This is a genomic window from Streptomyces maremycinicus (assembly GCF_001184025.1).
Taxonomy (GTDB): domain Bacteria; phylum Actinomycetota; class Actinomycetes; order Streptomycetales; family Streptomycetaceae; genus Streptomyces; species Streptomyces maremycinicus.
Genome location: NZ_BBYG01000016.1, coordinates 29,142 through 52,895, shown reverse-complemented (window position 1 = coordinate 52,895; position 23,754 = coordinate 29,142). Strand labels below are relative to the sequence as shown.

The window sequence follows — 23,754 nt, the reverse complement described above, 5'->3', positions numbered from 1 at the left end:
AGCGCTCCGAGGGCCGTCCGACGGCGACCCGAGGGGCGTCGGCCGCGACGGAGATCCGAGGGGTGTCCGACGGCGACCCGAGTGACATCCGACGGAGATCCGAGGGGGCCCGTGCCGGGAGGCAGGGGTGAGGCGCGAGACTGTTCCCCATGAGTGAGCGCACCGCCGAGCCCCAGACCGTCCTGCTCCGCCGAGGAGAGGTACACAGCCCCGCCGACCCGTTCGCGACCGCGATGGTCGTCGAACGCGGCCAGGTCGCCTGGGTCGGCTCCGAAGGCGCCGCCGACGCCTTCGCGGACGGCGTCGACGAGGTGGTCGACCTGGACGGCGCCCTGGTCACCCCGGCGTTCACCGACGCCCATGTGCACACCACGTCCACCGGCCTCGCGCTCACCGGTCTCGACCTCTCCGCCGCCCCCTCCCTGGCGGCCGCCCTCGACCTGGTACGGGCCTTCGCGGCGGCCCGGCCGCGGGACCAGGTCCTGCTGGGGCACGGTTGGGACGCCTCCCGCTGGCCGGAGGGCCGCCCGCCCCGACGGGACGAACTGGACGAGGCGGCCGGCGGTCGGCCGCTCTACCTCAGCCGGATCGACGTCCACTCCGCCGCGGTCACCACCGCCCTGCTGGAAAGGGCCCCCGGCGTCCGCTCCGCACCGGGCTTCGCGGACGGCCCGGACGGCGGACCGCTCACCCGCGACGCCCACCACGCGGTCCGCGCCGCCGCGTTCGCAGCCGTGACGCCCGCCCGGCGCGCCGAGGCGCAGCGGGCCGCCCTCGCGCACGCCGCCTCGCTCGGGATCGGCTCGGTCCACGAGTGCGGGGGCCCCGAGATCTCCTCCGAGGACGACTTCACGGACCTGCTGCGCCTCGCCGCCGAGGAGCCCGGCCCCCGGGTCGTCGGCTACTGGGCCGAGCGCGATGTCGACAAGGCCCGGGAGCTGGGCGCGCTCGGCGCCGCCGGGGACCTGTTCGTCGACGGCGCCCTCGGCTCCCACACCGCCTGTCTGCACGCCTCCTACACCGACGCGGGCCACACCGGCACCGCCTACCTGGACGCCGCCGATGTCGCCGACCACGTGACGGTCTGCACCGAGGCCGGTCTCCAGGCGGGCTTCCACGCCATCGGCGACGCCGCCGTGACCGCCGTCGTCGAGGGGGTGCGCGCCGCCGCGGAGAAGGTCGGCCTCGCCCGGATCCGCGCCGCCCGCCACCGCGTCGAACACGTCGAGATGCTCACGCCCGAGACGATCGCCGCCTTCGCCGAGCTCGGCCTCACCGCCTCCGTCCAGCCCGCCTTCGACGCCCTGTGGGGCGGCGAGGAGGGCATGTACGCCCAGCGGCTGGGCGTGGAGCGGGCCCGCACCCTGAACCCCTTCGCGGCCCTGCTGCGCGCGGGCGTCCCGCTCGCCTTCGGCTCCGACAGCCCGGTCACCCCCCTCGACCCCTGGGGCACGGTCCGCGCCGCCGCCTTCCACCGCACCCCCGAGCACCGGGTGTCCGCCCGCGCCGCGTTCACGGCCCACACGCGCGGCGGCTGGCGCGCGATCGGCCGGGACGACGCGGGCGTCCTGGTCCCGGGCGCACCCGCCGACTACGCGGTCTGGCGCACCGACGAACTGGTCGTCCAGGCCCCCGACGACCGCGTCGCCCGCTGGTCCACCGACCCCCGCTCCGGCACCCCCGGACTGCCGGACCTGACCCCCGGCGGCGAGCTGCCGGTGTGCCTGCGTACGGTGGTGGGCGGCCGGACCGTGTTCCTGCGGCCGAGCGAGTGATCTCCCGGGTCGCCCCCGTGAAGATCACCCGTCCGCCCGCCGACATACACCTGGTGCCTTGTCCCCGCTGACCTGGGCTTTGACGGAAGATTCGCAGGTCAAGCCGCTGTTGACAGCCGATGGCGGGGGGCCGGTAGGTTCGGCGGAGTCCACCACCGGACGCCCCGCCCGGGGAACGCCCGCGCACTCGCCGCGGCGCCGCTGGGTCAGGGACGGTGAGCCGCACCGGCGCACCGCCACTGGCAGCCAGGCTCAGCGCCCGCGCCGCAGCGAGGGAACGTTCCGGCCGGTCGGGGAGGTGTGACCCGGATGGGGCCCGGGCGCTCAGTAGACAACGGCTTTCGGTCGACCCGCAGCCAGCGGGTCCCGGGCCGGCCCGAAGAGCGCCGGGCCCCCATCCGCAGCAGGTCCCGCATCCGCATCCGCTGCGGGTCCCGTATCCGCGCGGATCCCCTCTCGGCGGCAGGTCCGCGACCGCGGCTCGTTCACCCCGCCCGCTTGCGCTCACCCCTGTGGGGTAGGGGCGTACATACAAGCCCAAAGGTACGTTGTTACCCCGCTCACGCGGATTCGACACCACCGTACGTACGTCCCGTCACGTCGGCGCAGGCGGCGGCCACTATGGTGGTCCCCTGCGTACGGACTTGAAGGGGCAGTAGTGAACGACGGCGACGGGACCCTCGCGGCACAGGACCGGGGGAGGCGGTTCGGTCCGCTCGGCACGGCCTTGGTGATCATCCCGACCTACAACGAGGCGGAGAACATCAAGAGCATCGTCGGCCGGGTGCGCAAGGCCGTCCCCGAGGCGCACGTCCTCGTGGCCGACGACAACAGCCCCGACGGCACCGGCAAGCTCGCCGACGAACTGGCCGTCGGTGACGACCAGGTCCAGGTCCTGCACCGCAAGGGCAAGGAGGGCCTCGGCGCCGCCTATCTCGCGGGCTTCCGCTGGGGTCTGGAGAACGGCTACGGCGTGCTGATCGAGATGGACGCCGACGGCTCCCACCAGCCCGAGGAACTGCCCCGCCTGCTCACCGCGCTCAAGGGCGCCGACCTCGTCCTGGGCTCCCGCTGGGTGCCGGGCGGCCGGGTGGTGAACTGGCCCAGGTCCCGTGAGGTCATCTCGCGCGGCGGCAGCCTCTACTCCCGCCTCGCCCTCGACCTGCCGCTGCGCGACATCACCGGCGGCTACCGCGCGTTCCGCCGCGAGACGCTGGAGGGCCTCGGCCTGGAGGAGGTCGCCTCGCAGGGCTACTGCTTCCAGGTCGACCTCGCCCGTCGTGCCGTCAAGGCCGGTTTCCACGTCATCGAGGTCCCCATCACCTTCGTCGAGCGCGAGCACGGCGACTCCAAGATGAGCCGGGACATCCTCGTCGAGGCGTTGTGGCGGGTCACGGCCTGGGGTGTGGGCGAGCGGGTCGGCAAGATCACGGGCCGCGGCGGCGACCAGCCGGACCGGCCGCAGGAGCCCTCGAAGTCCCACAGCGACAGCTGATCGTCCCCTTATGCCGCTCTGAGCCTGGTCCGGGCACACTGGAGGCATGACGACTGGCTCTCCGACCCCCGCCTACCGGACATCCGCCCAGCAGCCCCCCGTCCGGCCCCGCCGCTCCCGGCTGCGGACGTTCCTGCCGCTGGCGCTCGCCGCATGGCTGGTGCTGGAGATCTGGCTGCTCACCGTGGTCGCGGGCGCGACGAGCGGGCTGGTGGTCCTGCTGCTCCTCGTCGCCGGGTTCGTGCTGGGCGGCGTGGTCATCAAGCGGGCGGGCCGCCGGGCCTTCCAGAACCTGAACGAGGCGCTCCAGCGCGGCTCGGCCCCCCGCCGCGGCGGCAACGGCCTGATGATGCTCGGTGGCCTGTTCCTGATGATTCCGGGCCTGGCCTCCGACGTGGTCGGTCTGCTCCTGCTGCTCCCGCCGGTCCAGAAGGCGGTCAGCGGCTACGGGGAGCGCAAGCTCAGGGCGGCCGCGGCCACGCCCGGCACCCTGGGGGACGCCTTCCAGCAGGCCCGCATCCACCGCCCCGACGGCAAGGTGGTGCAGGGCGAGGTCATCAGGGACGACCGGTGACCTCTCCCAGGAGGGGGCGGTGACCTCTCCCAGGGACGACCGGTGACCTCTCCCAGGAGGGAGCGGTGACCTCTCCCAGGGACGACCGGTGACCTCTCCCAGGAGGGAGCGGTGACCTCTCCCGGGAGGGGGCGGTGATCCCTCCTCCGGGACGAGCGGTGATCCCGGGGCTCCGCGCCGGCCGACCGCCGTGCGCCCGGGTGGGGCAGGGCCTTCGCGTATCGGGCAGGGGCCCCGTTCCGACCGTCCCGCGCGACTGCCCCTCGGCCGACCGCCCGGTGGGCAGCGGCCGAAGGGGCGGCACGGGGCGGCAGGGCACAGCACGACGACCGCGGGCGCCGTACGTGAGATACGTACGGCGCCCGCGGTCGTCGTCTTGTGCTGTGAAGCAGTCACAGCCCCGTAGGGCTATGCGCTTTTACGGCTGTCGCGGGGATGCACCGCAAGGTTCATCGCCCCGGACCGCAGAACGGCGAGCCGCTCTTCGAGGACCTCTTCCAGTTCCTCGCGGGTCCGCCGCTCCATCAGCATGTCCCAATGCGTACGCGCGGGCTTGGCCTTCTTCTCCTCAGGGCCGTCGCCGTCCACGAGGAGTGCAGGGGCTCCACAGACCTTGCACTCCCACTCCGGCGGAATCTCCGCCTCGACCGAGAAGGGCATCTCAAACCGGTGCCCCTTCTCGCATGCGTACTCCACGGCCTGGCGCGGGGCCAGGTCGATGCCGCGGTCCGTCTCGTAGCTGGTCACCACGAGGCGCGTGCCGCGAAGAGCTCGCTCACTCATGAATCGTGCCTCCCGGGCTTGTCGCCCACAGGACAGGTGTCGCTGTCGTCGTCATCCGGTCAACGTCCGGTCGGCGGTAAAGATTCCCGTTCGGAGTCCCGTTCCGGGTCATGCGTCGCCGTCGTAGCCGCAGTCTTGTCAACCAGTGCAGTACCCACCGGCGCCCGGTTTGTCACATCTGAAAGGAGATGTCACCTAGCGTTTCGGCATCTTTGACGCGCAGTAACGGTACGCCTGGCAGGCCAAACGCGTACACTACCGCCCTTTGGCCTTGAGCGCTAAATCTTCTCGGGCACCGGGTTCCCCGCGTCGCCGATCGCCTGCCGTACCGGTACCCGCGCGAGCAGCAGGAACCCCACGACGAAGAAGACCACCAGCGAGATGATCGCGTCCCGGTAGCTTCCGGTCAGCTGGTAGGTCACCCCGAACAGGAGCGGGCCGAGCCAGCTCATGCCGCGGTCGCTCATCTCGTACGCCGAGAAGTACTCGGCCTCCTTGCCGGGCGGGACCAGGTGGGAGAAGAGGGAGCGGGACAGCGCCTGGCTGCCGCCGAGGACCAGGCCGATCGCGGCCGCCAGCAGGAAGAACCCGACCGGCGCCCCGGAGGGCAGGAAGTACCCGGCGCCCAGGGTGAGCGTCCAGGCGGCGAGCGAGCCGAGGATGGTGCGCTTCGCGCCGTACGTCCGGGCCAGCCGCCCCATCCCGAGCGCTCCCGCCACGGCCAGCACCTGCACCAGCAGGACGGCGCCGATCAGGGTGGACTGGCCGAGGCCCAGCTCCTCGGAGCCGTAGACCGAGGCCTGAGAGATCACGGTCTGGATGCCGTCGTTGTAGATCAGGTACGCGAGAAGGAAGGCGAGGGTCAGCGGGTGGCGCCGCATGTCGCGGACCGTCGCCGCGAGCTGGCGCAGCCCGGGAGCCGTGCGGGCCGGTCCGGCGGCCGCCTCGCGGACGGAGGCAGGCCGGTCGCGCAGCCGCAGCAGCGGGATCAGCGTGAAGCCGCCCCACCACAGGCCCGCCGAGGCCAGGCAGATCCGCACGGCCATCGACTCGGAGACACCGAACGAGTCGTGGGCGAGGTAGAGCACCAGATTGACGACCAGGACCAGCGAACCCGCCGCGTAGCCGAAGGCCCAGCCCCGGGAGGAGACCGCGTCGCGTTCCTCGGGCGGGGCGATCTGCGGCAGATAGGAGTTGTAGAGCATCATCGCCACGGACTGGGCCGCGTTCGCCACGATCAGCAGCGCGCCGCCCAGCAGATAGCGGTCGCCGCCCAGGAAGAACATGCCGGTCGTGGCCGCGGCGCCCACGTAGGCGGCGGCGCCCAGCAGGGGCTTCTTGCGGCCGCTGCGGTCGGCCGCCGCCCCGACCAGGGGCATCACCAGCACGGCCACGATCACCGACAGGGACACCGAGTACGCGAAGAAGGAACCCGCCCGCACCGGGACGCCCAGCGGATGCACGTATCCCTCGGCGTCCGCCGCCCGCTTGGCGACCGAGGTCAGGTACGGGCCGAGGAACACGGTGAGCACGCTCGTCGAGTAGACGGAGCACGCCCAGTCGTAGAAGTACCAGCCGCGCTGTTCGCGCCGCCGTTCGGCGGCCGCGTCGGACGCCGTCGTCCGCACGGTGTCGATGTCCACCCGTGCCCTCGCTTCCCGCTGCCGCAGCCGCGCGCGGGCGGCGGGCCCGGGGTCAGACCCAGACGCCGCGGTCCTCCATGACCTCGCGCAACGTGTCGATGTGATCGGTCATGATGCCATCGACCCCCAGGTCCAGGAGCCGGTGCATCCGATCGGCATCGTTGATCGTCCACACGTGGACCTGGAGCCCGCGCGCGTGGGCGGCCCGCAGGAAGCGGTGGTCCACGACCTGTATGCCCGACTGGCTCTCGGGCACCTGCGCGGCGATCGCCGAGCGGCGCAGGGCCGCCGGCACACCCCAGGACCGCAGTCGAAGGTTGAGCACACCGCGGGTGCCGTACGAGGTCGCCAGGCGTGGTCCGGCCAGCCGCTGGGCCCGCACCACCCGCGCCTCCGAGAACGAGCCGACGCAGACCCGGTCCCACGCGCCGGTGCGTGCTATCAGGTTGAGCAAGGGGTGCAGCGCGGGCTCCGCCTTGAGATCGACGTTCCACCGCACCTCGGGGAAGGTCTCCAGCAGCTCCTCGAAGAGTGGCACGGGCTCCTTGCCCGCCACGCGCGCGTGCCGTACGTCCGACCAGAGGAGGTCCGCTATCCGGCCCGCGCCGTCGGTCACCCGGTCCAGCGTCGCGTCGTGGAAGGCGACGAGCTTGCCGTCCCGCGTCGCGTGCACATCGGTCTCGATATAGCGGTAGCCCGCCTCGACGGCACGCCGGAACTGCGTCGTGGTGTTCTCCAGACCGTCCGCGGCCCCGCCGCGGTGCGCGAACGGGATGGGCCGGGGATGGTCGAGATACGGGTGGGTCACGAGGCTGCTCACGGACGCAGTATGGCTCCCCGGGGTGTCCCGGCGGCAACGACCGTGCTGCCGCCCGATGCAGCGGGAACGGCGAACATCCGCAGGAAGAGCTGGGCGAGCGGACCGATCGCCACCGCGTAGAGCAGGGTGCCGACGCCGATGGTGCCGCCGAGCGCGAATCCGGTCACCACGACCGACACCTCCACCGCCGTGCGCATCAGCCGGATCGAACGCCCGGTACGCCGGTGCAGTCCCGTCATCAGCCCGTCGCGCGGCCCCGGCCCGAAGCGGGCCTCGATGTAGAGGCCGGTGGCCGCCCCGTTCAGGACGATCCCGGCGAGCAGCAGCGGCACCTGGACCGCGAGCCCGTGGGCGTCGGGGACGTACGCGAGTGTGCCGTCCATCGCCAGGCCGACGACGAAGACGTTGGAGACCGTGCCGAGGCCCGGCCGCTGGCGCAGCGGGATCCACAGCAGCAGTACCGCGGCGCCCACCACGATCGACACGACGCCGATCGTCAGGCCGGTGAGTTCGGCGAGGCCCTCGTGCAGCACGTTCCAGGGTTCGAGGCCGAGGCCGGCCCGCACGAGGAGGGCGGAGCTGGCGCCGTACAGCGCGAGACCGGCGTAGAGCTGGACCAGTCGGCGGGTGAGGTGGCCGTTCGGCTCCCGCGGGGGTGTCTCCTGCGGTGACGGCTCGGACAAGGGGTCCCCCTGGTGGTGGTAGTGGCCTGACCCGTGACACTCTGTGGCTTGGAAGCCCAGGCCATCCATGGCCAATTCCGGGAAGGTGGACTGGTAATCATGGCGCAGTGGACCTCGGCGGTGGGGGCCGCCCAGCTCGCGCGGCTGCTCAAGTCCCAGCAGGACCGCCCGGCCGGCCCCGGATCACGCCGGCCGCCGGCCTACCGGGCGCTCGCCGACGGCGTCCGGCTGCTCGTGCTGGAGGGCCGTGTGCCGGTCGCCGCACGCCTGCCCGCCGAACGGGAACTGGCCCTGGCCCTGTCCGTGAGCCGTACGACCGTCGCCGCCGCCTACGAGGCGTTGCGCGCCGAGGGGTTCCTGGAGTCCCGGCGCGGGGCGGGCAGTTGGACGGCCGTCCCGGCGGGCAACCCGGTCCCGGCGCGCGGGCTGGAGCCGCTGCCCCCCGAGGCCCTCGGTTCGATCATCGACCTGGGCTGCGCGGCGCTGCCCGCGCCCGAGCCCTGGCTCACCCGCGCGGTGCGCGGTGCGCTGGAGGAACTGCCGCCGTACGCCCACACCCACGGCGACTACCCGGCCGGGCTGCCCGCGCTGCGGGCGATGATCGCCGAGCGGTACACCGCGCGCGGGATCCCGACGATGCCCGAGCAGATCATGGTCACCACCGGCGCGATGGGGGCCATCGACGCCATCTGCCATCTGTTCGGCGGCCGCGGCGAGCGGATCGCCGTCGAGTCGCCCTCCTACGCCAACATCCTCCAGCTGATGCGCGAGGCCGGTGCCCGTCTCGTTCCCGTCGCGATGGCCGAGGGGCTCGCCGGGTGGGACATGGACCGCTGGCGCCAGGTCCTGCGCGAGGCCGCGCCGCGCATCGCGTATGTCGTCGCGGACTTCCACAACCCGACCGGCGCGCTCGCCGACGAGGACCAGCGGCGCCGGCTCGTGGAGGCGGCCCGTTCCGCCGGGACCGTGCTGGTCGCCGACGAGACCATGAGCGAGCTGTGGCTCGACGACGACGTCGAGATGCCCCGGCCGGTCTGCGGCTTCGACCCCGCGGGGTCGACGGTGATCACGGTGGGGTCGGCGAGCAAGGCCTTCTGGGCCGGGATGCGCATCGGCTGGGTGCGGGCGGCGCCGGACGTCATCCGCAGCCTCGTCGCCGCGCGCGCCTACGCCGACCTGGGCACACCGGTGCTGGAGCAGTTGGCGGTGAACTGGCTGTTCAGCACCGGCGGCTGGGCGCAGGCCGTCGAACTGCGCCGCCTCCAGGCCCGGGAGAATCGGGACGACCTGGTCGCGGCCGTGCGCCGGGAGCTGCCGGAGTGGGAGTTCTCGGTGCCCAAGGGTGGGCTGACGCTGTGGGTGCGGGCCGGGGGCCTCTCCGGGTCCCGGCTCGCCGAGGCGGGGGAGCGGGTGGGCCTGCGGGTGCCGTCCGGGCCGCGGTTCGGCGTCGACGGCGCCTTCGAGGGCTATGTGCGGCTGCCGTTCACCGTCGGCGGCGCGGTGGCGGAGGAGGCGGCGTCCCGGCTGGCGTCCGCCGCCCGGATCGTGGAGAGCGGGGGGACGGCGGGCACCGAGGGGCCGCGCACGTTCGTCGCCTAGGCCGGGCCCGCACACCGGCACCGGCCGTCCGGAGCGACCCGGAGCGGCCCCGCGGCCCCTGAAAATACCGCCTGGAGCCAGTCCGGCCGGAGGGCCAGTCCGGCCGGTTCCGGCTGTCCGGAGCGGTCCGTGCGGCCCCTGCGTCACCGCTTGGAGTCGGTCCGGCCGGTTCCGGCTGTCCGGAGTTGACCGGAGCGAACGGGAGCGGGCCATGCCGGCCCTGCGGACACAGCCTGGAGCCAGTCCGGCCGGCTTGCTCCGGCTGTCCGGCGCGGGCCACGCGGCCCCTGCGGTCACTGCCCGGAGGTCAGTCCGATCGGCACCCGCTGTCCGGAGCGGGCCAGCGGACCCCGCGGACAACGCCCGGAGGTCACTCCGGTCGGCACCGGCTGGCCGGAGCGAACCGGAGCGAACCGGAGCGGGCCCTGTCGGCCCCGCGTCACCGCCTGGTGTCAGTCCGGTGGATCACGCCCGGTGGCGTGGGGCGGCGCTGTCGGGCGGGGGCGGTCAGCCGCCCGCGCTCGACACCTGCTCCGCGCGCACCGGGTCGGCGGCGGCCGCGTCCGCGGCGTCGGCGTCGGTGTCCGCGGGCTTCGTGTCCACGGTGTCCACGGCGTCCGGGTGACCGCCGTCCGCGTCCGCGGGCTTGGTGAGCACGACCTCGACCGGTACCGGCGGCAGTGTCTCCGTGTCCGACGGCAGGGAACGCGGCGGCAGGAGGTCCAGCACCGCCTGCCGATGCGCGTCGCTCGTCGCGTCGTCGTACGGGTCCGGGGTCGCCGGCACCTGGAGCCGGTGCACCGGCCCCGATCCGAGCCGGGCGTAGCCGCGGCCCGGCGGCGTGTGGTCGACGGGCGTGGTGTGCGGGGGTGCGCCGAGGACCGCCTCCAGCTGTTCCCTCGACGCGGGCCCCAGCGCGACCCGCGCGCGGGTGTGCTGCCGTACGGCGTCGCTCAGGGAGTCCAGGGCGTCGAACTGCTCGGCCACCACCACCGTGACCCCGACCGCGCGGCCGTGCCGGAGGGGGACCTGGAGGAGGGACTGCGGATCCTTGTGGCCGTCCGTGTCGGCCAGGTGGGTGAAGGCGGTGGGGCGGTCCACGAGGATCCACAGCGGGTGCTTGGTGTCGTCCGGTGGCGGGTCGCCCGCCTGCCGGGCGTCGTTGGCGGCGACGAGCCGGCGCTCCGTCTCCTGCACCGCCCACTCCAGGGCGGCCAGCGCCCCGGCCAGTCCGACCTCGACGCCCAGGACGCCGTCGCGGCCGGTGAGGCAGGCGTACTCGCCGGTGCCGCCGCCCTCGATCACCAGGACCTCGCCGTGCCGCAGGGCCTGGAGGGCGATGGAGCGCAGCAGGGTGGAGGTGCCGCTGCCGGGCTGGCCGACCGCCAGCAGATGCGGCTCGGTGGAACGGATGCCGGTGCGCCAGACGACCGGCGGTACGTCGCGCCGGTCCTCGCCGTGGGCGAGGGGGAGCGTGCGCTGGACCCGGGAGGGGTCGGTGAAGCCCAGGACCGTCTCGCCGGGAGCGGTGACGAAGCGCTGGGCCGAGAAATCGGTGGGGAGGGGGGTGAGGACACTGAGGGTGAGTTCGTTGCCCTCTTCGTCCCAGACGAAGAGGTACTCGCGGCCACGGCCGGACTTCGCGGCGAGCAGCTGCTCGATCCGGGCGCGTGGGGCGGCCTCTCCGTCCGGGAAGAACGCGGGGTAGCGGATCACGAGGCGGGCCACGCGGCCCGAGTCGTCGAACTCCTGCGTCGGGAAGACGGTCTCCCAGTCGCCGCCGTGGGCATAGAGGGGAGCGGGGTCGTCGGCCGTCGAGAAGTACGGGACCAGGGCCTCGTACAGCACCTGGAGTCGCTGGATCTGCGACTCGTCGGGGCCGTCGGGAGCCGGTGGGGTGCGGTCCCTGCCCTGCCAGGCCGCTGCCGCCATCAGGGTGACGACGGCGAGCAGCGGGCCGTACGGCACCAGCACCACGACCAGGATCAACGAGGCCGCCAGGAACAGCAGCGGTCCGCGCCTGTCCTTGGGGGTCTCGGCCCACCTGCGCCGCCCGGCCGAGGCCAGCCGGCGCAGTCCGCGGGTGATCGTGATCAGCGGATGGAGGACATCGGTGGCACTGTCGGCCGCCGTCCGGGCCAGCTCCCGGCCCCGGGCGATCTGCGCGCTGCCTGTGCTCAGGATGCTGGGAAGGGGGCGCCTGGCCACTGCTGTCTCCTGTGAGGTGCGTGTACGGACGGGACGGGCGGCGTCAGAACTTGATGCCGCCGAGAAGGCTCGCCAGGCTCTCGCCGCCTGCCTTGATGCTCGGGGCGATGGCCGTACTGGCCATGTAGAACCCGAACAGGGCCGAGACCACGGCGTGTGACGCCTTGAGCCCGTCCTTGCGGAAGAAGAGGAAGACGATGATGCCGAGCAGGACTACGCCTGACATGGACAGGATCATTTGGGTTCTCCTGGTTCGCGGGGGACAGTCACCATGAGTACTTCCAGGATCACAGGATGTATCCATACTATAAAAGGTGCAACTGGGTGAAATACGGCTGATTTCCCCCGGCTGGCGGAAGGCCTGATGGGTCGCCTGAGCAGGAGAATTGCGTCGAACGGGTCTGTCCGTGATCTTTGCCGCGGAGGGCACCGGCCATGTTTCCGGCGAGCCAGTACGCTGGCGATTCACCTGAACGGTTGTAGTGAGAGGCGGACCGGCCGATGAGCGAAGCCCCCGACCCCGAGGTCGTGGAGCTGGCGACCAAGATCTTCGATCTTGCCCGCGGAGGCCGGACCGAGGAGCTCGTGGCGTACGTCGACGCGGGCGTTCCGGCCAACCTCACCAACGACCGCGGCGACTCCCTGGTGATGCTCGCCGCGTACCACGGCCACGCCGACGCGGTCCGGGCCCTGCTGGCCCGCGGCGCCGAGGCCGACCGGATCAACGACCGAGGTCAGACCCCGCTCGCCGGGGCCGCCTTCAAGGGCGAGACGGACGTCGTCAAGGTCCTGCTGGAGGCCGGAGCGGACCCCTCGCAGGGGACCCCGTCAGCCGTCGACACCGCTCGCATGTTCGCCAGGGCGGAGCTGCTCGAACTGTTCGGCGCGCACTGAGCCGACGTTCCGGGCAGGTCGGCAGGAGTTTCTGACCAGGTAAATCGACGACCACGGGGGAGGCGGTACAAGGCCGCCGGAAATTTCGGTCGCGGCAGGTAGAACAGCCGGGTCATCATGACGTCGTGATTCACGGACGCGATGGCTGGGCAGGTGTTGCCGCACCGCGCGGGCCGTGACGCGGTCCGCATGGGCCACTGACGAGAGGCAGAGGAAAATGGTCTACAGCAAGCAGGAAACGGCGGGCGCCCCGACGTGTTGTCACGCGGCCAGGTAATGCACGTCCCCGGTTGCGTCGACGCTTGATGTGAGGCTGTTTCCCATGTTCGATCCGGTCATAGCGCCCAGCGGCACGCTGCTCGGCCTGCTCCAGAGGGGCCGCGGCGACGGCACGTTGCACGCGCTCACCGCTCCGCGAGCCGAGGCGCTCGCGGCGCTCAACCACTGTGTGCTGCGGGATCCCCGCCACGACTGGCAGGTGGAGAACCGCTCCCTCTACTACGCCCGTCTCTACCTCGACCTGCACGGCGACCTGGACGAGATCGAGGCCCACCTCTTCGACGTCGAGGACTCCTTCGACACCGAGGAGTCCCGCACGGGCCTGGCCCTGGCCGTCCTCGGCCACCTCGCCTCCTACGGCAGGCGCGAGGCCCTGCTCCTGCTGCGCCGGTACGCGGCCTCGGGGGCCAACTGGGCCTGGGCCCTCGACGAACTCGCCCTGCGGGACGACGACGCCGGTCTGCGCGCCCTCGCGGCACCCGTGCTCGCCCGGTTCGCCACCGATACCGAGGGCGAGGCCGAGCTCGCCGCCGCCGTACGGGACGCCTTCGAACCGCGGCCCTGGCGGCTGTGGGCCGAGGATCCCCGCGAGTACGTCTCCACCCGCGTGCGTGCCGCTCAGGAGGCCGGCTGTTTCGACCGCTGGCAACGTCAGATGAGTCCGAGCGGACCCCGCCCCGGCTGGAGCGTCCAGGCGGTGTTCGAGTGGGCGCAACAGGGCGTGGAACGCGGAGCCGCGCTCCATGTCCCCGCCGCCCGCTGCCTGTCCGCCGTGGCCGGTCCCGAGGACCGCCCCGAGATCGTGCGGGCGGCCGAGGACGGCACCGAGGGAGCCCGCTGCACCGCCCTGCGCTACCTCGCCGACTTCAACGACCCCGACGCCCTGGCCCTGATCGAACGGGCGATGGTCACCGGCTCGACGCCGGTCGTCGAGGCGGCCGTCGACGCCTTCGAGCGGATGCGCAGTGTCGCCGCCGTGGACCGGGCCCGCGGCTGGGCCCACCGGCCCGACCCACTGGGCGCCGCGGCCGGCCGCATGCTCGCCTGCCGGGGCGGCACCCAGGACAGCGACCTCGTCCTCGGCGCCCTGCGCGAGGCCGTACGCGGCGAGGGCTGCGACGCGCCGAGCCTGTGGACGCTCGTCGACGGTGCCGGACGGCTCGGCATCGCCTGCGCGGCACCCGTGCTGCGCCATATCTACCGCGAGACGGCCTCGTCCCATCTGCGCGGGCGCTGCGCCCGCGCGCTCGCCGCCACCGACCCCTCCTACGCCACCGGCTTCGCCGTCGAGTGCCTCTGGGACTGCGAGGAGGGCACCCGCGAGATCGCCGCCCGGCACGCCGAGACCGGTGACGCCCGGGTCGTGGAGCGGCTGCGCCGGCTCGCCGCCGACCCCGCCGAGGAGGCGGAGGTCCAGACGGCCGTACGGAGCCGGATCGGACCGGACGCCGCGTCCGCGATGTGAACGCCGGGGCCGGCCGCCGCCCGTGGGGAGCCTGGCGGCGGCCGGCCCGGTAGATGAACACCCGATGGCATGCCGGGCGGACCGGCATGGACACCGTCCGACCTGCGCGGTACCTGGTGGACACGGACCGGGTGCGCCGCGCAACGCTCACGGGACGTTCGGCATCCGGAAAGATCCACTTTGACGCGTCCACGTCCGGGGCGGCGACAACACGGGTATGCGTGTCGTCATCGTGACCGAATCCTTTCCCCCCGACGTGAACGGCGTGGCCCATTGCGCCTTCCAGACCGCCCGACACCTCGTCGATCGCGGTCACGCCCCCGTCGTCGTCGCCCCGGCCACCGCCGCCGGGAACGGGCCGGACGCCGAAGCGCCCTGCCCCGTCGTCCGAGTCCCCTCCCTCCCGCTCCCCGGCTACCCCCAGGTCCGCGTCGCCCTCCCCAGCCGACGCGTCGCCGCCGCCATCGCCGAGCACCGGGCCGACATGGTCCACCTGGCCAGCCCCTTCATCCTCGGCGTCCGGGGCATGGCGGCCGCCGCCCGGCTCGGGATCCCCGCCGTCGCCGTCTACCAGACCGACCTTGGCGGATATGCCCGCACCTACATGGGCGCGGGCGAGGCAGCCGCCTGGCGCCGGATACGGTCCGTCCACGCCGCCGCCGACCTCACCCTCGCCCCCTCCAGCGCGGCCCTGCACGACCTGGACACGCACGGGGTGCCCCGGGTGAAGCTGTGGCCGCGCGGCGTGGACACCGTGCGCTTCCGCCCCGACCGCCGCGACGAGAAACTGCGCCGCGCACTCGCCCCGAACGGTGAGCTGATCGTCGGCTACGTCGGACGGCTCGCCCCCGAGAAGCACGTCGAACTGCTGGCCGGCGTCTGCGGACTGCCGGGCGTACGGGTCGTGGTGGTGGGCGACGGACCGAGCAGACCCGGCCTGGAGGAGACCCTGCCGGGCGCCGCCTTCCTGGGCAACCGCACCGGCGACGAACTCGCCCGGATCTTCGCCTCGCTGGACCTGTTCGTGCACACCGGCCCCTTCGAGACCTTCTGCCAGACCGTGCAGGAGGCCATGGCCAGTGGGGTGCCGGTGATCGCGCCCGCCGCGGGCGGCCCCCTCGACCTGGTCGCCCACGGACGCACCGGCCTGCTCGTCCCGCCCCGGGACGCCGACGTCGTGCGGGACACGGTGGCGGCCCTGGCGGCCGACCCCGCGCGCCGGGCCGTCTACGGCGCCGCCGGGCGGGCCACCGTGGAGGGCCGCACCTGGGCCGCCGTCGGCGACCGGCTCATCGGTCACTACGAGGACGTGCTCGCCGCGCGTCGACCGGTGGTTGCGGCATGAGCGGCACGAACGGCAGCCGCGGCCCGAACGATGTGACCGGCCCGAACGATGTGACCGGCCCGAACGACGTGGGCGGCGCCGGCGACGGCCGCTCCCGGCCCGCCGCCCCGGGCGCCGGGCCGCTGAGGATCGTGCGGCTCGCCAACTTCGTGGCCCCGGCCTCGGGCGGGCTGCGCACGGCACTGCGCGAGCTCGGCAGGGGCTATCGCGCGGCCGGCCACGAGCCGGTCCTGATCGTGCCCGGCGAGCGGGAGAGCGACCGGCGGACCGAGCAGGGCAGGGTGATCACCCTGCCCGGGCCGCTGCTGCCCGGCACCGGCGGCTACCGCGTCCTCACCGACAAGCGGCGGGTCGCCCGTCTGCTGGAGGAACTCGCCCCCGACCGCCTGGAGGTCTCCGACCGCACGACCCTGCGCTGGACCGGCAAGTGGGCCCGCAGGGCCCGGGTTCCCGCCGTGATGGTCTCCCACGAGAGCGCCGACGGCGTCCTGCGCACCTGGGGCGTGCCGGTGGGCGCGGCCCGCCGCGCCGCCGACGCGCTCAACCTCCGTACGGCGCACACGTACGCGCGCGTGGTGTGCACCACCGAGTTCGCCGAGCGGGAGTTCGTGCGGATCGGGGCACGGAACGTCGTGCGGGCGCCGCTCGGTGTCGACCTCGTCGAACGGCACCCCGCCCTGCGTGACCCCGCGCTGCGCGCCCGGTACGCGCGCGAGAACCAGACCCTGCTGGTGATGTGCACCCGGCTGTCCGTGGAGAAGCGGCCCGGTACGGCGCTGGACGCCGTGGAGGCGTTGCGGCGGCGCGGGGCCCGGGTGGTGCTGGTCGTCGCGGGCGACGGGCCGCTGCGGCCGCGGCTGGAGCAGCGGGCGCGCGAGCGCGGGCTGCCCGTCACCTTCCTGGGGCACGTCTCCGACCGGGGCGCGCTGGGGGCTCTGCAAGCCACGGCCGACGTGTGCCTGGCCCCGGGGCCCGCGGAGACCTTCGGGCTCGCCGCCCTGGAGGCCATGGCGTGCGGGACCCCCGTCGTGGCCAGCGCCACCTCGGCGCTCCCCGAGGTGATCGGCGCCGCGGGGGCCACGGCGGCCGACCGGGGAGAGGCGTTCGCGGATGCCGTGGAGGACCTTCTGGAGCGTCCCCGCGCGGCTCGCCGGGAGGCCGCACGCGCGCGTGCCGAGTGCTTCGGCTGGGGTACGGCGGTCGACGCCTTCCTGGCGGCGCACGACGCGCCGGTCTCCGCCACGGCACCGCCGACCGCGTCCCTCCGTCCCCTCTCGCCCGGAGGCCTCGGATGAGACGCGTGCGCTTCGTCGCCCTCGGTGACTCGCTCACCGAGGGCGTGGGGGACCCCGTGGGCGAAGGATGGCGCGGCTGGGCCGCACTCCTCGCCTCCGGGCTCGTCGCCCCCGGGTTCGTCGCCGAGTCCGAGGGGGCGGCTGCGCGGACGGCCGGGCCAGAGGGGGCCGAAGAGGCTGAGGGGGCTGAGCGGGCCGAGGGTGTCACGGTGGCCGGTGGGGCGGTGGCGACCGGTGGGGCCGTGGTGGCCGGTGGGGCGGTGGAGTTCGTCAATCTCGCGGTCAGTGGGGCGCAGACGCGGGACGTGCTGGAACGGCAGCTCGCGGTCGGTCTCGAGCTGCGGCCCGACGTCGTCTCGGTGGTCGTCGGGGTCAACGACACGCTGCGCTGCACCTTCGACATCCAAGCCGTGGCCGCCCGGCTGGACACGGTCTACGGAGCCTTCGCCGAGCAGGGCGCGGTCCTGCTCACCGCGTGTCTGCCCGACCCGGGCGGCACCCTCGGGCTGCCCGGGGCCCTCGCCCGTCCACTGGCCCGGCGCCAGCGCGCGGTCAACGCCGTCGTCCACGCCCTCTCCCAGCGGTACGGCGCCGTCCACCTGCACGCCGCGGAGGGGGCCTGGCTGACGGACCGGGCCATGTGGAGCGCGGACCGGCTGCACCCCGGGGAACGGGGACACCGGCAACTCGCCGTGCGCTTCCACGCGGTGCTGGCCGAGGCGGGCGTCGCGACGGGTCCGGCGCCCTCGCCCGAGCCCGAGTTCCCGGCGCCGACCACATCGGCGAGCCTGTGGTGGCTGGCGACCGCGGGCACCGGCTGGGTGGCCCGGCGGTGCACCGACCTGCTGCCGCAACTGCTCACGCTGGCCGCCGACGAACTCCGGCACCGCGCCCGGGGGACGAGCGCCCGCCTGGATCTGCGGGCCTCCGCGGCGGTGTCCGCGGCGCTCACCGCGCTCTCGGCGGCGGAGCGGCGGCCGGACGCCGCCTGAAGCCCGGCAGGCGGCGTCCGGAGTCACCTCCGAGGCCGCCTCCGGGATCGCCTTCGGCGTCTCCCTCCGGGGTCACCTCCGGCGTCTCCCTCCGGGGTCACCTCCGGCGTACGGCCACGAAGCGGACCGGCGTTCCGGGCGCGGCCTGGGCCGCGGCCGCGAGATCGCCCGTGCGGACGACCCCGATCACCGGGTAGCCCCCGGTGGTCGGGTGATCGGCCAGGAAGACCACGGGCCGGCCGGCGGGCGGAACCTGTACGGCGCCCAGGACCATGCCCTCGCTCGCCAGCTCACCGTCGCGGGCCCGCTCCAGGGCAGGCCCCTCCGTGCGCAGCCCGATGCGGTTGCTCGCCGAGGACACCAGGAAGGTCCGCGAGGCGAAGACGCGGAGCGCTTCCTGCGTGAACCAGTCGTCCCGTGGACCGAGCGTCACCCGTAGGACGAGTTCGGCCGGCGGCGCGGGCTGCGGGGCGACGTCCACGCGCGCGTGCGGGACGCGTTCGGGTCCCAGGGGCAGGACGGTGCCGTCCGTGAGCGGTGCCGGGCCGAGGCCCGAGAGCAGATCCGTGGACCGGCTGCCGAGGACCGGTTCGACGATGACGCCGCCGGCCAGGGCCACGTAGGTACGCACCCCCGACACGGCCGGCCCGATGTCCAGGAGGGCCCCGGCGGGTACCCGCACGGGTGCGCCCCAGGCGACCGGCCCGCCGTCCACCGTGACGCGGCACGGCGCGCCGCCGACCGCGACGGTCACGTCGGAACGCGGCCGCAGGGCGCAGCCGGTGAGCGTCGTCTCCAGGACGGCCGCGTCGGGCCGGTTGCCCACCAGCCGGTTGACGAGGGCCGCCGCGGGCGCGTCGAGAGCGCCGGAACGGGGCACCCCGAGATGCGCGTGTCCCGGGCGGCCCCGGTCCTGCACCGTGGTGAGCGCCCCGGCCCGGACGACGGAGACGGCGCGATCGCTCATGACGTGCCCATCCGTCCCGTACTCCCCGCACTTCCCGCGCGTCCCGCCGGTCCCACAGGGACGAAGCGCACGCGTGTGCCCGGCGAGAGCAGCGCGGCGGGCACGCGCGTGTGGTCCCACAGCACCGCCTCGGTGCTGCCGATCAGCTGCCAGCCGCCCGGCGACGCACGCGGGTACACCCCCGTGTACGGCCCGGCCAGTGCCACCGACCCGGCCGGTACGGCGGTGCGCGGGGTGGCCCGGCGCGGCACGTCGTAGCGCGGTGGCAGCCCGGTGAGATAGCCGAAGCCCGGTGCGAACCCGCAGAAGGCGACCCGGAACTCGGCGGCCGCGTGGATGCGGGCCGCCTCCTCCTCGGGGACGCCCCAGAGGGCGGCGACCTCGGCCAGGTCCGGGCCGTCGTAACGGATCGGGATCTCCACGGCCGCGTCCGCGCGCGGGGGAGCGGGCGGCACGTCGGCCGCGGCCAGCTCGGACGCCACCCGGCCGGGGTCGGTCAGACCGTCCAGGAGGACGGTCCGGGCCGCCGGGACGATCTCGCGGGCGCTGAGCAGACCCGCCGCGCGGCGCCGCAGCAGCTCCGCGTGCAGGGCCTCGGCCTCCGCGCCCGACGCCAGCTCGACGAGCAGGGCGTCGTCGCCGACCGGCAGGACACGCACACTCATGCGAAGGCCTCCACCCGTACGCCCGACTCCTCCAGCCCCCGCCGCACCCGGCGGGCCAGCTCCACCGCGCCGGGCGTGTCGCCGTGCAGGCACAGGGAACGCGCGCGGACCCCGACGGACGGTCCCGCGTGGGACGTGACCTGCCCCAGGAGGGCCAGGCGCACCGACCGTTCCACGACGGCGTCCGGGTCCGTGACCACGGCCCCGGCCCGCCCGCGGGGCACCAGCGTGCCCTGCTCGGTGTACGCGCGGTCCGCGAAGGCCTCCGGGACGCCCGGGAGCCCCGCCTCCCGGGCCCGTTCCAGCAGGCGTGAACCGGGCAGCCCGAGCACCGGCAGCGCGGCGCCCGCCAGGAGCACTCCGTCGACCACCGCGCCCGCCTGCTCCTCGTCGTGCACGACCCGGTTGTAGAGCGCGCCGTGCGGCTTCACGTACGCCACGCGCGCGCCCGCCGCCCGGGCGAACACCTCCAGGGCACCGATCTGGTAGGCCACCTCGGCGGCCAGTTCGGCGGACGGCACGTCCATGGCGCGCCGCCCGAACCCGGCCAGGTCCCGGTAGGAGACCTGCGCCCCGATCGTCACCCCCCGCTCGGCCGCGAGCTCGCACACCCGGCGCATGGTGACCGGGTCCCCCGCGTGGAAGCCGCAGGCCACGTTGGCGCTGCTGACGACGGACAGCAGCCCCTCGTCGTCGGTCAGCTCCCAGCGGCCGAAGCCCTCGCCGAGGTCGGCGTTCAGATCGATCGCGGTCGTCGCGGTCATGGTTCCTTCGTATCTCGTTCTCACGCCACGCGGTACTGCTCGTCGCGGGCGTCGGTGAGGAACATCTGTCCCGGGGCGTGGGTGAGCGCGAACGGCGGGCGCGAGGCCGTCACCGCGGCCTGCGGGGTCACACCGCAGGCCCAGAACACCGGGATGTCGTCCGGTGCGGCGTCCACCGGGTCCCCGAAGTCGGGACGGCCGAGGTCGTCGATGCCCAGTCCCGACGGATCGCCGCAGTGTACGGGGCCGCCGTGCACCGCCGGGAGCAGACTGCTCTCCCGGATGGCCGCCGCGAGATGCTGCGGCGGCACCGGTCGCATGGACACCACCAGGGGGCCGTGCAGCCGCCCCGCGGGCCGGCACGGGCGGCTCGTCACGTACATCGGGACGTTGCGCCCCTGCTCCACGTGCCGGATCGGGACGCCCGCCCCGGACAGCGCCCACTCGAAGGTGAAACTGCACCCGATGAGGAACGACACCAGGTCGTCACGCCAGTACGCGCGTACGTCCGTCGGCTCGTCCACCAGTTCACCGTCCGCCCAGACCCGGTAGCGCGGCAGATCGGTGCGCAGGTCGGCGCCCTCGGCGAGGACGGTCGTCCAGGAGCCGGCGTCCGTCACGTCGAGGACCGGACAGGGCTTCGGGTTGCGCTGGCAGAACAGCAGCATGTCGTACGCCCAGTCCGCGGGCACCGAGATCAGGTTGACCTGGGTGTGGCCGCCCGCGACCCCGGCCGTGGGGCCCGTCAGGCCCGCCCGGAAGCGGGCCCGGGCGGTGGCGGGGCTCCACGCGTGCGCGTGCTCGTCGAGGAGGGTGACGGGACGGTCGTCGACGGCGGCCGGACGGCGGTCCTGCGTGAGGTTCGGACGGTTCACTCCAGTTCCTTCCCACGGGTCTCCGGAAGCCCCAGCAGTGCCAGGGCGGCGATGGCGTAACCGATCGCGCCGAACACCAGCGCGCCGCCCACGCCCCAGCTGTCGGCCAGGAAGCCGACCGTGGTGGGGAAGACGGCGCCCACGGCGCGACCGGTGTTGTACGTGAAGCCCTGTCCCGTGCCGCGCAGGGCCGTCGGGTACAGCTCGCTCAGGTAGGAACCGAAGCCGCTGAAGATCGCCGACATGCAGAACCCGAGCGGGAAACCGAGCACCAGGAGGACGGTGTCCGCGCCGCTCGGGATGTTCGCGTACGCCAGGATGCACACCGCCGACAGCAGGGCGAACAGCCAGATGTTGCGGCGCCGGCCCAGCCGGTCCGTGAGGTGGCCGCCGGTGAGGTAGCCGAGAAAGGCCCCCGAGATCAGGAAGGTCAGATAGCCTCCGGTGCCGACCACCGACAGGCCCCGCTCGGATTTCAGATACGTCGGCACCCAGGTCGCCAGGGTGTAGTAGCCGCCCTGCACCCCGGTGGAGAGCAGGCCCGCGAAGAGCGTCGTGCGCAGCAGCGGCCCCTTGAAGATCGCCGGGAACGAGCCCTTCTCGGCGCTCTGTTCACGTGCGGCGGCGGCCTGGGGCGCGTCCTGCACCCGGCGCCGCATCCACACCACGAGCAGCGCGGGCAGGGCGCCGGTCCAGAACATGACCCGCCAGGCGATGTCGTCCCCGAAGAACGAGAAGACCAGCGTGTACGCCAGCGCCGCGAGGCCCCAGCCGACGGCCCACGAGCTCTGGATCGCGCCGAGGGTGCGGCCCCGGTGCCGCGCGCTCGCGTACTCGGCGACCAGGATCGCGCCGACCGCCCACTCGCCGCCGAAACCGAGGCCCTGGAGGGACCGGAAGACCAGCAGCGTCTCGTAGGTGGGCGCGAAGCCGCAGGCGACGGTGAAGACCGCGTACGTGATCACCGTGATCATCAGGGCCTTGACCCGGCCGATCCGGTCGGCCAGCACCCCCGCCGCGGCGCCGCCGATCGCGGAGGCGACCAGGGTGACGGTGGTGAACAGGCCGGTCTGGCCGCTGTCCAGACCGAAGTACGCGGCCAGCGCGACCATGCTCAGCGGCAGCGTGAAGTAGTCGTAGGAGTCGAGGGCGTAGCCGCCGAACGCACCGGCGAAGGCGCGGCGGCCGCGCGGACCGAGGGCCCGAAGCCAGGCCAGGGCGCCGTCGTCGGGTGCGGGTGCGGGCCCGGTGACGGCTGGGGCGGTGGCGGGGCGGGTGTCGGTGGCCGGAGTCCTGGACGGAGGAGGGGGCGTGCTCATGGGGCACCTCGCTGAGGGAGGAGGGAAGGTGCGGGGCTGAGCTGTGCCGTGCGGAGGCGGGGCGCCGCGGTGGGGACGAGCGGTGCCTTGAGAGGAAGGTAGAGGATCGTTGAACGATCCTTCAATACCCATGTTGTTTCGTTCTCGTGGCTGCGGTTGAATTCCGGGCATGGCAGAGCAGCTGGCGGGACTGGCCGACGACCGCGCCCTCCTGGGCCGAACCAGCACGGCCGAACGGGTTTCGGACATCCTCAGGAGCCGCATCGCCGAGGGCTACTTCCCGCCCGGGGCGCGGCTGTCGGAGGACAGCATCGGCGGGGCGCTCGGTGTCTCCCGCAACACGCTGCGCGAGGCGTTCCGGCTGCTCACCCACGAGCGTCTGCTCGTCCACGAGCTGAACCGGGGCGTGTTCGTCCGGGTCCTGAGCGTCGAGGACGTCGAGGACATCTACCGCACGCGCACGCTCGTCGAGTGCGCGGTGGTCCGCGGGCTGGGCGAAGGGCCGTACGCGCTGGACGGCCTCCGGGCGAGCGTCACCGAGGGGCAGCTCGCGTCCGTCGAGAACGACTGGAAGGGGCTGGGCACCGCCAACTTCCACTTCCACCGCGAACTGGTGGCCCTGGCCGGAAGCGCTCGCACCGACGAGCTGATGCGCAGCGTCTTCGCCGAGCTGCGCCTCGCCTTTCACCTGGTCGACGAGCCGCGCCGGCTGCACGAGCCGTACCTCCAGCGCAACCGCCAGATCCTCCAGGCCCTGGAGGCCCGGGACACAGCCGAGGCCGAGCGCCTGCTCGCCGTCTACCTGGCCGACTCCTCGGAACGCGTACTCGACGCCTACCGCCGAAGGGTCGAGGGCACCAGCACCCCCTAGGTACGCGAGGAACTACGCGCCCGCGAACGGCGACCGCCCCCGCCATCTCACCGGAGCGGTGCCCTCGATACGACCCCCCTGAGGGCGCGGGGAACTGCGCGCCCGACCCCCACGGACCCGCAGCCGATGAACGACCCGCGACCACCCCCGCCATCCCACCGGAGCGCGTGCTCAATGCGACGCCGAGGGCATCATCACCCCCCAGGGGCGCGGGGAACTGCGCGATCCACCCCCACGGACCCGCAGCCGATGAACGACCCGCGACCGCCCCCGCCATCCCACCGGAGCGCGTGCTCAATGCGACGCCGAGGGCATCATCACCCCCCAGGGGCGCGGGGAACTGCGCGATCCACCCCCACGGACCCGCAGCCGAAGAACCAACCGTGACCGCCCCCACCATCCCGCACCCCGCCGGAGGCGATAGGCGTCGTTTGGGTCGATGT

Annotated in this window: 21 protein-coding genes; 10 read left to right on the top strand and 11 right to left on the bottom strand. The window is 73.8% G+C overall.

Features of this window, described 5'->3' with window-relative positions:
* Nucleotides 1-149 precede the first annotated feature (149 nt).
* From AOQ37_RS23490 to fxsA, 3 genes are all read left to right on the top strand, one after another.
* Entirely contained in the window at nt 150-1,775 is a 1,626-nt protein-coding gene (locus AOQ37_RS23490; RefSeq protein WP_062646628.1) for an amidohydrolase, read from the top strand.
* Between the two features lie 658 nt (nt 1,776-2,433).
* Entirely contained in the window at nt 2,434-3,270 is an 837-nt protein-coding gene (locus AOQ37_RS23485) for a polyprenol monophosphomannose synthase (protein ID WP_062646627.1), read from the top strand.
* Nucleotides 3,271-3,316: 46 nt separating this feature from the next.
* On the top strand, nt 3,317-3,844 hold the full coding sequence (gene fxsA, locus AOQ37_RS23480; protein WP_062646626.1) for an FxsA family membrane protein: 528 nt from the start codon (nt 3,317-3,319) through the stop codon (nt 3,842-3,844).
* 408 nt (nt 3,845-4,252) lie between these two features.
* Here fxsA and AOQ37_RS23475 read toward each other — a convergent pair whose 3' ends face one another.
* From AOQ37_RS23475 to yczE, 4 genes are all read right to left on the bottom strand, one after another.
* Nucleotides 4,253-4,627, bottom strand: a complete 375-nt coding sequence (locus tag AOQ37_RS23475; protein WP_020128921.1) for an RNA polymerase-binding protein RbpA — start codon at nt 4,625-4,627, stop codon at nt 4,253-4,255.
* A gap of 278 nt (nt 4,628-4,905) precedes the next feature.
* Nucleotides 4,906-6,270, bottom strand: a complete 1,365-nt coding sequence (locus AOQ37_RS23470; RefSeq protein ID WP_062646625.1) for an MFS transporter — start codon at nt 6,268-6,270, stop codon at nt 4,906-4,908.
* Between the two features lie 52 nt (nt 6,271-6,322).
* A complete protein-coding gene (locus AOQ37_RS23465) occupies nt 6,323-7,090 on the bottom strand; it encodes a glycerophosphodiester phosphodiesterase family protein (protein WP_062646624.1) in 768 nt (255 codons plus the stop codon).
* Nucleotides 7,087-7,773 (bottom strand): membrane protein YczE, encoded by a 687-nt coding sequence (gene yczE / locus AOQ37_RS23460; RefSeq protein WP_062646623.1) that lies wholly within the window; start codon nt 7,771-7,773, stop codon nt 7,087-7,089. The genes AOQ37_RS23465 and yczE overlap by 4 nt, the downstream gene beginning before the upstream one ends.
* Nucleotides 7,774-7,872: 99 nt before the next feature.
* Here yczE and AOQ37_RS23455 point away from each other — a divergent pair, with 99 nt between their 5' ends.
* Nucleotides 7,873-9,372: an SCO1417 family PLP biosynthesis transcription factor gene (locus tag AOQ37_RS23455; RefSeq protein ID WP_062646622.1), complete on the top strand. Its 1,500-nt coding sequence runs from the start codon at nt 7,873-7,875 to the stop codon at nt 9,370-9,372.
* A 507-nt stretch (nt 9,373-9,879) separates the two neighbouring features.
* Here the strand turns inward: AOQ37_RS23455 and AOQ37_RS23450 are convergent.
* Nucleotides 9,880-11,580, bottom strand: a complete 1,701-nt coding sequence (locus tag AOQ37_RS23450) for a P-loop NTPase family protein (protein WP_062646621.1) — start codon at nt 11,578-11,580, stop codon at nt 9,880-9,882.
* A 43-nt stretch (nt 11,581-11,623) separates the two neighbouring features.
* Nucleotides 11,624-11,818 carry a hypothetical protein gene (locus tag AOQ37_RS23445; protein WP_020128927.1) on the bottom strand — a complete coding sequence of 65 codons (195 nt, stop codon included), beginning with the start codon at nt 11,816-11,818 and terminating at the stop codon, nt 11,624-11,626.
* A 263-nt stretch (nt 11,819-12,081) separates the two neighbouring features.
* Between AOQ37_RS23445 and AOQ37_RS23440 the strand changes: the two genes are divergently transcribed.
* The 5 genes from AOQ37_RS23440 to AOQ37_RS23420 all read left to right on the top strand — a co-directional run bounded on the left by AOQ37_RS23440 (nt 12,082) and on the right by AOQ37_RS23420 (nt 17,850).
* Complete coding sequence (locus tag AOQ37_RS23440) at nt 12,082-12,474, top strand: ankyrin repeat domain-containing protein (RefSeq protein WP_062646620.1); 393 nt, start codon at nt 12,082-12,084, stop codon at nt 12,472-12,474.
* Between the two features lie 322 nt (nt 12,475-12,796).
* On the top strand, nt 12,797-14,218 hold the full coding sequence (locus tag AOQ37_RS23435) for a HEAT repeat domain-containing protein (protein WP_062646619.1): 1,422 nt from the start codon (nt 12,797-12,799) through the stop codon (nt 14,216-14,218).
* 217 nt (nt 14,219-14,435) lie between these two features.
* Entirely contained in the window at nt 14,436-15,563 is a 1,128-nt protein-coding gene (locus tag AOQ37_RS23430) for a glycosyltransferase family 4 protein (RefSeq protein ID WP_062646618.1), read from the top strand.
* Nucleotides 15,560-16,858 (top strand): glycosyltransferase, encoded by a 1,299-nt coding sequence (locus AOQ37_RS23425; protein ID WP_078890323.1) that lies wholly within the window; start codon nt 15,560-15,562, stop codon nt 16,856-16,858. The genes AOQ37_RS23430 and AOQ37_RS23425 overlap by 4 nt, the downstream gene beginning before the upstream one ends.
* Nucleotides 16,855-17,850 carry an SGNH/GDSL hydrolase family protein gene (locus AOQ37_RS23420; protein ID WP_062646617.1) on the top strand — a complete coding sequence of 332 codons (996 nt, stop codon included), beginning with the start codon at nt 16,855-16,857 and terminating at the stop codon, nt 17,848-17,850. Before AOQ37_RS23425 ends, AOQ37_RS23420 begins: the two co-directional genes overlap by 4 nt.
* A gap of 97 nt (nt 17,851-17,947) precedes the next feature.
* On the opposite strand, the gene AOQ37_RS23415 is transcribed toward AOQ37_RS23420, so the two are convergent.
* From AOQ37_RS23415 to AOQ37_RS23395, 5 genes are read right to left on the bottom strand one after another with little or no spacing between them, the layout of a single operon-like run.
* Nucleotides 17,948-18,817: a 5-oxoprolinase subunit C family protein gene (locus AOQ37_RS23415; RefSeq protein WP_062646616.1), complete on the bottom strand. Its 870-nt coding sequence runs from the start codon at nt 18,815-18,817 to the stop codon at nt 17,948-17,950.
* Nucleotides 18,814-19,476 (bottom strand): 5-oxoprolinase subunit B family protein, encoded by a 663-nt coding sequence (locus tag AOQ37_RS23410; RefSeq protein ID WP_062646615.1) that lies wholly within the window; start codon nt 19,474-19,476, stop codon nt 18,814-18,816. The genes AOQ37_RS23415 and AOQ37_RS23410 overlap by 4 nt, the downstream gene beginning before the upstream one ends.
* A gap of 2 nt (nt 19,477-19,478) precedes the next feature.
* Nucleotides 19,479-20,246, bottom strand: a complete 768-nt coding sequence (locus AOQ37_RS23405) for a LamB/YcsF family protein (RefSeq protein WP_062646614.1) — start codon at nt 20,244-20,246, stop codon at nt 19,479-19,481.
* A gap of 20 nt (nt 20,247-20,266) precedes the next feature.
* Nucleotides 20,267-21,121: a putative hydro-lyase gene (locus tag AOQ37_RS23400; RefSeq protein WP_062646613.1), complete on the bottom strand. Its 855-nt coding sequence runs from the start codon at nt 21,119-21,121 to the stop codon at nt 20,267-20,269.
* On the bottom strand, nt 21,118-22,440 hold the full coding sequence (locus AOQ37_RS23395) for an MFS transporter (protein WP_062646612.1): 1,323 nt from the start codon (nt 22,438-22,440) through the stop codon (nt 21,118-21,120). Before AOQ37_RS23395 ends, AOQ37_RS23400 begins: the two co-directional genes overlap by 4 nt.
* 169 nt (nt 22,441-22,609) lie before the next feature.
* On the opposite strand from AOQ37_RS23395, the gene AOQ37_RS23390 reads away from it, so the two are divergent.
* A complete protein-coding gene (locus AOQ37_RS23390) occupies nt 22,610-23,311 on the top strand; it encodes a GntR family transcriptional regulator (RefSeq protein WP_062646611.1) in 702 nt (233 codons plus the stop codon).
* The last annotated feature ends 443 nt before the right edge of the window (nt 23,312-23,754 follow it).

What these genes read in the sequence shown, in the direction of transcription:
- AOQ37_RS23420 (WP_062646617.1), top strand. Translation starts at nt 16,855, where the DNA reads ATGAGACGCGTGCGCTTCGTCGCCCTCGGTGACTCGCTCACCGAGGGC.
- AOQ37_RS23425 (WP_078890323.1), top strand. Translation starts at nt 15,560, where the DNA reads ATGAGCGGCACGAACGGCAGCCGCGGCCCGAACGATGTGACCGGCCCG.
- AOQ37_RS23430 (WP_062646618.1), top strand. Translation starts at nt 14,436, where the DNA reads ATGCGTGTCGTCATCGTGACCGAATCCTTTCCCCCCGACGTGAACGGC.
- AOQ37_RS23440 (WP_062646620.1), top strand. Translation starts at nt 12,082, where the DNA reads ATGAGCGAAGCCCCCGACCCCGAGGTCGTGGAGCTGGCGACCAAGATC.
- fxsA (WP_062646626.1), top strand. Translation starts at nt 3,317, where the DNA reads ATGACGACTGGCTCTCCGACCCCCGCCTACCGGACATCCGCCCAGCAG.
- AOQ37_RS23490 (WP_062646628.1), top strand. Translation starts at nt 150, where the DNA reads ATGAGTGAGCGCACCGCCGAGCCCCAGACCGTCCTGCTCCGCCGAGGA.
- AOQ37_RS23435 (WP_062646619.1), top strand. Translation starts at nt 12,797, where the DNA reads ATGTTCGATCCGGTCATAGCGCCCAGCGGCACGCTGCTCGGCCTGCTC.
- AOQ37_RS23475 (WP_020128921.1), bottom strand. Translation starts at nt 4,627, where the DNA reads ATGAGTGAGCGAGCTCTTCGCGGCACGCGCCTCGTGGTGACCAGCTAC.
- AOQ37_RS23395 (WP_062646612.1), bottom strand. Translation starts at nt 22,440, where the DNA reads ATGAGCACGCCCCCTCCTCCGTCCAGGACTCCGGCCACCGACACCCGC.
- AOQ37_RS23405 (WP_062646614.1), bottom strand. Translation starts at nt 20,246, where the DNA reads ATGACCGCGACGACCGCGATCGATCTGAACGCCGACCTCGGCGAGGGC.
- AOQ37_RS23455 (WP_062646622.1), top strand. Translation starts at nt 7,873, where the DNA reads ATGGCGCAGTGGACCTCGGCGGTGGGGGCCGCCCAGCTCGCGCGGCTG.
- AOQ37_RS23445 (WP_020128927.1), bottom strand. Translation starts at nt 11,818, where the DNA reads ATGATCCTGTCCATGTCAGGCGTAGTCCTGCTCGGCATCATCGTCTTC.
- AOQ37_RS23390 (WP_062646611.1), top strand. Translation starts at nt 22,610, where the DNA reads ATGGCAGAGCAGCTGGCGGGACTGGCCGACGACCGCGCCCTCCTGGGC.
- AOQ37_RS23415 (WP_062646616.1), bottom strand. Translation starts at nt 18,817, where the DNA reads ATGAGCGATCGCGCCGTCTCCGTCGTCCGGGCCGGGGCGCTCACCACG.